Annotated in this window: 8 protein-coding genes and 1 tRNA gene; 6 read left to right on the top strand and 3 right to left on the bottom strand. The window is 44.0% G+C overall.

Going from position 1 to position 6,954, the window contains the following annotated elements; all coding sequences use genetic code 11:
• Positions 1-28 precede the first annotated feature (28 nt).
• The 3 genes from OH456_RS20005 (at position 29) to OH456_RS19995 (ending at position 1,042) form a co-directional block, all read left to right on the top strand.
• Positions 29-105 (top strand) — tRNA-Trp (locus OH456_RS20005).
• 114 nt (positions 106-219) lie between these two features.
• Complete coding sequence (locus OH456_RS20000) at positions 220-555, top strand: DUF1904 domain-containing protein (protein WP_198558229.1); 336 nt, start codon at positions 220-222, stop codon at positions 553-555.
• Positions 556-733: 178 nt separating this feature from the next.
• Positions 734-1,042 (top strand): hypothetical protein, encoded by a 309-nt coding sequence (locus tag OH456_RS19995; RefSeq protein ID WP_038223073.1) that lies wholly within the window; start codon positions 734-736, stop codon positions 1,040-1,042.
• A gap of 33 nt (positions 1,043-1,075) precedes the next feature.
• Here OH456_RS19995 and OH456_RS19990 read toward each other — a convergent pair whose 3' ends face one another.
• The 3 genes from OH456_RS19990 to rdgC all read right to left on the bottom strand — a co-directional run bounded on the left by OH456_RS19990 (position 1,076) and on the right by rdgC (position 3,762).
• A complete protein-coding gene (locus tag OH456_RS19990; protein ID WP_006074776.1) occupies positions 1,076-1,330 on the bottom strand; it encodes a YfhL family 4Fe-4S dicluster ferredoxin in 255 nt (84 codons plus the stop codon).
• A 2-nt stretch (positions 1,331-1,332) separates the two neighbouring features.
• Entirely contained in the window at positions 1,333-2,715 is a 1,383-nt protein-coding gene (gene trhP, locus OH456_RS19985; protein ID WP_270034098.1) for a prephenate-dependent tRNA uridine(34) hydroxylase TrhP, read from the bottom strand.
• Positions 2,716-2,853: 138 nt separating this feature from the next.
• Positions 2,854-3,762: a recombination-associated protein RdgC gene (gene rdgC / locus OH456_RS19980; RefSeq protein ID WP_270034097.1), complete on the bottom strand. Its 909-nt coding sequence runs from the start codon at positions 3,760-3,762 to the stop codon at positions 2,854-2,856.
• A gap of 194 nt (positions 3,763-3,956) precedes the next feature.
• Between rdgC and phoB the strand changes: the two genes are divergently transcribed.
• The 3 genes from phoB to OH456_RS19965 are packed head-to-tail and all read left to right on the top strand — an operon-like array spanning position 3,957 to position 6,932.
• On the top strand, positions 3,957-4,646 hold the full coding sequence (gene phoB, locus OH456_RS19975) for a phosphate regulon transcriptional regulator PhoB (protein WP_038227986.1): 690 nt from the start codon (positions 3,957-3,959) through the stop codon (positions 4,644-4,646).
• 19 nt (positions 4,647-4,665) lie between these two features.
• Entirely contained in the window at positions 4,666-5,964 is a 1,299-nt protein-coding gene (gene phoR / locus OH456_RS19970; RefSeq protein WP_038227984.1) for a phosphate regulon sensor histidine kinase PhoR, read from the top strand.
• Positions 5,965-5,969: 5 nt separating this feature from the next.
• Positions 5,970-6,932, top strand: coding sequence for a PstS family phosphate ABC transporter substrate-binding protein (locus tag OH456_RS19965; protein ID WP_038223075.1), 963 nt, complete (start codon positions 5,970-5,972; stop codon positions 6,930-6,932).
• The last annotated feature ends 22 nt before the right edge of the window (positions 6,933-6,954 follow it).

The raw sequence follows: 6,954 nt of genomic DNA, 5'->3' as shown, positions 1-6,954 counted from the left end.
TGAGAGTCGTCTCATTAAACACGAAGATAGGGGTGTAGCTCCAATTGGCAGAGCAGCGGATTCCAAATCCGCGTGTTGGGAGTTCGAATCTCTCCACCCCTGCCATATTCAAAGGCTCTGACTTAGGTCGGAGCCTTTTTCGTTTTTCCTTTCCTAAATTCTCTAATCTCATTGTTCACTGATATACTCGTAATCGTTATCAAATACATGGATATGATTATGCCTCATTTACGATTTAGAGCGATTGAACCTGAGCTTGTTAAAACTCTTTCTGGTCCACTAGTTGATGAACTGCAACCGTTAATGGACTGTCCCAAAGAGGACTTTACGGTTGAACATATTGCCTCCACTTTTTACTTTGATAATAAGGTCAGTCATGCTTATCCATTTATTGAAGTGCTATGGTTTGATCGGGGGCAGGAGGTCAAAAATTCAGTGGCTACAGTTATCACGACTCAGGTACGCTCAGCCCTAGGGAAAGAGCTTGATGTGGCGGTAGTCTTTAGTACGCTTGAGCCCTCGAATTACTACGATAATGGACAACACTACGGTTAGTATTTGAATAAGGTGACTCTCACAATTGGGACTGGAGAAGTCGAAGTATGTTGACTATGGTTATCAATACTTCGGTAGATTAGTCTTTTTGTTTCTTGGTGTTATTGTTATTGAGTTAAGGCTTATCTACTGTATTTTTGGGGATTTCCCCATTAAGTTTTGGGTAAGGAAGACTGTTATGACTATGATCTCATCAAGGCAGTTTGCCCGATGGCTTAGGGAGAGATTCGCTTCAGAAAAAGATGGAGTGATTCTAACTAGAGAGGACATTAATCAACTATCCGGTAGGCAAAGTTTCACACTCGGTTTCATCAATGATATTCACTATGAGTTGATGCAGCACGGTATTGCCTTTGTGACCGACACCAGCAGAGAGAAGTTCTATTTAATTCCTATTAACTCTGCAGAAAACTGGCGCAAAAAACTGGAGATGCAGTATGAGAAAGAGCTTTACTGCAATGTTTTTCCAATCGAAAAGTCTGGGTAATAAAAAAGCCTCCACTTGGAGGCTTTTTGCTGACTAGGCCATACCTTGAATAATCACAAACTTCTCAAGTAGCTCATCATCGGTTTCCACATGGTTTGGATCGGTGATGATGCATTTTGTGATTGGGCAGACGGACTGACAAGTTGGTTTGTCGTAGTGCCCTTTGCACTCTGTGCATAAATGGGGATCGATCTCAAAGATCTCGCTGCCCATACTAATTGCCCCATTAGGACATTCAGGGTCACACATATCACAGTTGATGCACTTGTCAGTGATTAATAGTGCCATGGTTACTTACCAGTTGGGTTACGTGTATCTTGTCCTGAATTTAGGTTACGCATAAGTAGTGCGTAGTCCAGATCCAACTCCTCTGGTACTGGAATGAAGACGAAGTGACCGTTACCTTTAGCGTCGTCGATGCTTTCTGACTTACGGTTTTCCATCACTTCTAGGCTGAATACCACATTGCCTTTTGGTGTCATTAACTCAAGGCTATCGCCAACCACAAATTTGTTTTTCACTTCAACTTCAGCCAAGTGACCGCGACGTTTACCGGTAAACTCACCTACAAATTGCTGGGAATCGGAAACGGAATAACCGTAGTCATAGTTTTGATAGCTGTCATGAGTATGACGACGTAGGAAGCCTTCTGTATAACCACGGTGGGCTAGGCTTTCTAGCGTGCCTAATAGTGATTCATCAAACGGTTTGCCATCGACAGCGTCATCAATAGCTTTACGGTAAACTTGAGCAGTACGAGCACAGTAGTAGAAAGATTTAGTACGACCTTCAATCTTAAGTGAGTGGACACCCATCTTAGTCAAACGCTCAACATGCTGCACCGCACGAAGATCTTTGGAGTTCATGATGTACGTACCATGCTCATCTTCAAATGCCGCCATTTTATCTTCTGGACGATGGCTTTCAGAAAGCAGTACAACTTCATCCGTTGGTTTACCACGACCAATAGTGGTCTCTGGACGCTCGTCAACGACTTCAACTGCTTGTGCTTCAGGAACAAATTCTTCGACAATTTGACCTGCGTCGTTTTCAGTCGCTTTTTCAACTTTGTATTCCCAGCGGCATGCATTGGTGCATGTACCCTGGTTTGGATCGCGTTTGTTGATGTAGCCGGATAGTAGACAGCGACCTGAATAAGCCATGCAAAGTGCGCCGTGTACGAATACTTCTAGCTCAGTTTCAGGGCAATGTTCACGGATTTCCTCAATCTCTTCTAACGATAACTCACGAGACACAATAACGCGCTCAACACCATTAGCTGCCCAGAACTTAACAGTCGCCCAGTTTACGGCGTTTGCCTGTACTGATAGATGAATCGGCATTTCAGGGAAGGCTTCACGAACCATCATGATAAGACCTGGGTCAGACATGATCAGTGCGTCTGGACCCATTTCAACAACAGGTTTTAGATCACGGATGAAGGTTTTTAGCTTCGAGTTATGTGGTTGAATGTTACAAACCACATAAAGCTTTTTACCTAGGGCGTGCGCTTCATTGATACCTATCTGAAGGTTTTCGTGGTTGAATTCGTTGTTACGAACACGAAGGCTGTAACGAGGTTGACCTGCGTAAACCGCGTCCGCACCGTAGGCGAATGCATAACGCATGTTCTTAAGGCTGCCAGCAGGTGACAGAAGTTCTGGAGTAAACATTGCTTTATATCTCTAATCTGATTTCAAGTCAGTGTTGTGCCACCTAATGGCACTAAGGGGCGCAAATTTTACGCTAATATGGAGAGGTTTCCAAGTTTTGTATTGAGCTCGCAGAACGCGAGCTCAGATAAGCAATGGCTATTGCTTTGGTAAGCCGCCTAAGGCGTCATAAAGATTTGGTAGGAATGTGCCAAACTCACCGCAAAGTAATGAGAAGTCGGCATCCATTCGAGCCGCGGCATCTTCTCTTGGAATATCGTCATTCTCATCTTTCAGTTCATCGCTGAATTTAAGGCGTTTAATACTGCCATCATCAGCCAGAATAAATTCAATACGCTCTTGCCAGTTCAGCGCGAGCTTAGTCACAAACTTGTTTGCTTCAATATGACCGAGAATCTCATCGCTTGACAGTTCTTGTTTCTTACAGCGGATAACACCACCATCTTCTAACACTGACTTAAGCTCTGCCTCATCTAGAAGATTGAAACCAGTAGGTACTTCACCACCTTTCACCCATTCAGTTAAAGTATTTTCAATAGGCTGCTCTGGGAAGGCAGGAACAACAGGCAGGCTTCCCATTGTTTTTCTCAAGAGGGCGATGACATCTTCTGATTTCTTAAAGCTACTTGCATCTACAATGATGAAGCCTTCTTTTGGAAGGATAAGCAGATGAGTGAGGTTGCTACGGCTGAAAGCTCGTGGAAGCAAATCAATGATGATTTCATCTTTAAGGTCATCTTTTTCTTTTTTCTTAAGTGGTCGACCTTCTTGCGTTTCCAACGCTTCTACTTTGCTGTTTAGTGACTCTTTGATCACAGACGCCGGCAGCATTTTTTCTTCTTTCTTTGCACAAAGCAAAATGCGGTTTTCAGAAACGTGGGTCATCATGTCGCCATGTTTACCAAGCGCTGTCACCCAACCAAATTTTTGCTTATCTTGACTACCACAAGGTGTAAAACGAAACTCTTCAAGCTGCTGCTCGAGTTTATCGGCGTTAAATTCAAGATCCTTGTTGAATCGATAGACCAAACAGTTTTTAAACCACATATTACTCTCACCTTTAGAATAGATAGCTGCACATGATAGGCAATTTTCTAACAATTGTCCTAGCTTAAATCTTCAATATGACAACCCAGATTGTGCGAAAGTTATATTAAAAATTGTTTTCAATGGTCACAAAAGTGTCATAATAATTCTTGATAATGCATGCAGTTGATTAGATTCCATAAGGTTATTCAGATATGTCTAGAAGAATCCTGGTTGTTGAGGATGAAGCACCAATTCGTGAAATGCTGTGTTTCGTGTTAGAGCAGAAAGGCTACCAAGCTGTTGAAGCAGAAGATTACGATACCGCAGTAAACAAACTGGCTGAACCTTACCCAGACCTTGTTCTGCTAGATTGGATGTTGCCTGGTGGTTCAGGTATCAATTTCATAAAGCACATGAAGCGTGAAGAGCTTACTCGAAACATTCCAGTAGTGATGTTGACGGCTCGTGGTGAAGAAGAAGATAAAGTGCGCGGCTTAGAAGTCGGGGCTGATGACTATATCACTAAACCTTTCTCTCCAAAGGAATTGGTTGCTCGACTAAAAGCAGTTATTCGCCGTGTCACACCAACTGCGTTGGAAGATGTTATCGATGTTCAAGGGCTGAAGCTGGACCCAGTATCGCATCGTGTTACTGCGAATGATGCACCGCTAGATATGGGACCAACGGAATTTAAAATGCTGCATTTCTTTATGACGCATCAAGAGCGCGTATACAGCCGCGAACAACTGCTTAATAACGTTTGGGGTACTAACGTTTATGTTGAAGACCGCACGGTGGATGTGCACATTCGTCGTTTGCGTAAGGCATTAGAGTCCGCAGGACATGATAAGTTGATTCAGACCGTTCGAGGCGCTGGCTACCGTTTCTCTACCAAAGGCTAGCATCGAACTGGAGAGATAGATGGTTGAAAGGTTAACCTGGAAAAAGCTGGCCTGGGAGCTGGCTTTTTTTTACACCCCATGGATTGTTGTTGGGTGGATATTTGGATACATGCCGTGGTTACTGCTCGTTGCCACGGTTTTGCAGTTGATATGGCACCTACATAATCAGCTGCGTTTGTCTGCATGGTTGTGGGATGAAAAGCGTCTGACGCCGCCATCAGGCACAGGCAACTGGGAGTCGTTATTTAATGGCATCTATCGACTTCAACAGCGCCAAAGACGTAAACGAAAAGAGTTGACCAACCTAATTCGCCGTTTTAAAAACGGTGCGGAATCGCTTCCCGATGCAGTTGTGGTGTTTCGTAGTGAAGGTAATATCGTGTGGTGTAACAAACTCGCACAGCACCTTCTTGGCTTTCGCTGGCCTGATGATTCAGGACAGCCGATTTCTAATCTGATTCGCACCCCAGATTTCATTAAGTATCTAAATAAGCAGGATTTCTCTGAACCTTTAGAAATGCGTTCGCCTTTGAATGTGGAAAGAATGCTGGAGCTTCGAATTGTACCGTATACCGAAGGTGAGCATTTGATGGTCGTGCGTGACGTCAGCCAACTTAAGCAATTAGAAGGTATGCGTCGCAATTTCTTTGCTAACGTTTCTCATGAACTACGTACACCAATGACTGTTCTTCAGGGTTACCTTGAGATGACAGAAGATCCAGACATGGTTGTCGGTCCTATGTGGACTAAAGCTCATGGTGTAATGACTGAGCAGCTCAATCGAATGAACAGCCTTGTGAATCAGTTACTCACGCTCTCCAAAATTGAAGCTGCGCCAATGCATGAGTTAGACGAAGTCGTCAATGTGCCTGCTATGCTCGAAGTTCTCGAAAAAGAGGCAGTTAGCCTAAGTGGTGAGGATGGGCACAAGGTTGAGTTTGATGTCGATAATAGCCTGAGAGTATTTGGCGATGATGATCAGTTAAGAAGTGCTATTTCTAATCTGGTTTACAACGCGATTAAATATACGCCACCGGGTGCAAACGTAAAAGTACGCTGGTATCAATCTGCTCAAGGTGCATGTTTAGATGTGGAAGATACTGGGGATGGTATTGAGCCCCAGCATTTGCACCGACTAACTGAGCGTTTTTATCGTGTCGATAAGGCACGCTCTCGTGATACTGGCGGAAGTGGGTTAGGGCTAGCTATCGTAAAACATGCGCTATCTCACCATGATTCTCATCTGGAAATTCACTCGGAAGTGGGCGTTGGTAGTAAATTCTCATTCATTCTTCCTGAACGTTTGGTAGTGAACTAATGGCGATGAGCGGAAGGTTAAGTTGGTCAGTATTGATTTTTGGTGTGATATCCTTCTCTACGCTGGCTTCAGAGTTGCCTAAATATACGAAGCAACCTGGGGTTGCAGGCAACTTATCCTCAGTAGGTTCAGATACTTTATCGGGGATGACCACCTTATGGCTTGAAGAGTTTAAGAACATTTATCCTAATGTTAATGCCCAAATTCAAGCTTCAGGCTCGTCGACGGCGCCTCCTGCTTTGGCCGAAGGTACGGCACAATTCGGCCCTATGAGCAGGAAGATGCGTTTAAAAGAGGTGGAATCTTTTGAACGGCATTATGGTTACAAACCGACCGAGCTTCGAGTTGCGATTGATGCTATTGGGATATTTGTTCATACCGACAACCCCATCAAAGGTTTGAATTTCCAGCAAATAGACAGCATTTTTTCCTCAACATTACGCTGTGGAAGCAACCACTACATTAGTAAGTGGGAGCAGCTAGGCGTTAAAGCACCTTGGAGTCAACGTGCTATTCAGATGTTCGGCCGTAACTCGGTATCGGGGACCTATGGTTATTTCAAGAACAATGCACTTTGTGGAGGCGACTTCAAACGCAATGTGAATGAGCAACCTGGCTCAGCATCTGTGGTGCAATCAGTAGCGTCATCCGTGAATACCATTGGTTACTCTGGTATTGGCTATCAAGTATCGGGGGCGAAGTTGGTGCCCATCGCGAAACAAGGTGAGGATTACATCTTACCAACTCAAGACAATGTACAGTCAGGTCACTACCCACTGTCTCGGTTCTTGTATGTCTACGTCAATAAAGATCCACAACGAAAACTTGATCCCATAGAGGAAGCCTATATTCGCTATATCTATTCTCGAGAAGGTCAGCGAATAGTGGTGAAAGATGGCTATGTACCGTTAAGTCGAGAATTTGCAGAACAAGAGCTAGCTAAGGTTGGACTGAGTTTTATCGATTAACCTTAACTGGTGAACCGAACAT

Source organism: Vibrio sp. La 4.2.2, from assembly GCF_027586995.1.
Classification (GTDB): domain Bacteria; phylum Pseudomonadota; class Gammaproteobacteria; order Enterobacterales; family Vibrionaceae; genus Vibrio; species Vibrio mediterranei.
This window is presented reverse-complemented; position numbering and strand designations above follow the sequence as displayed.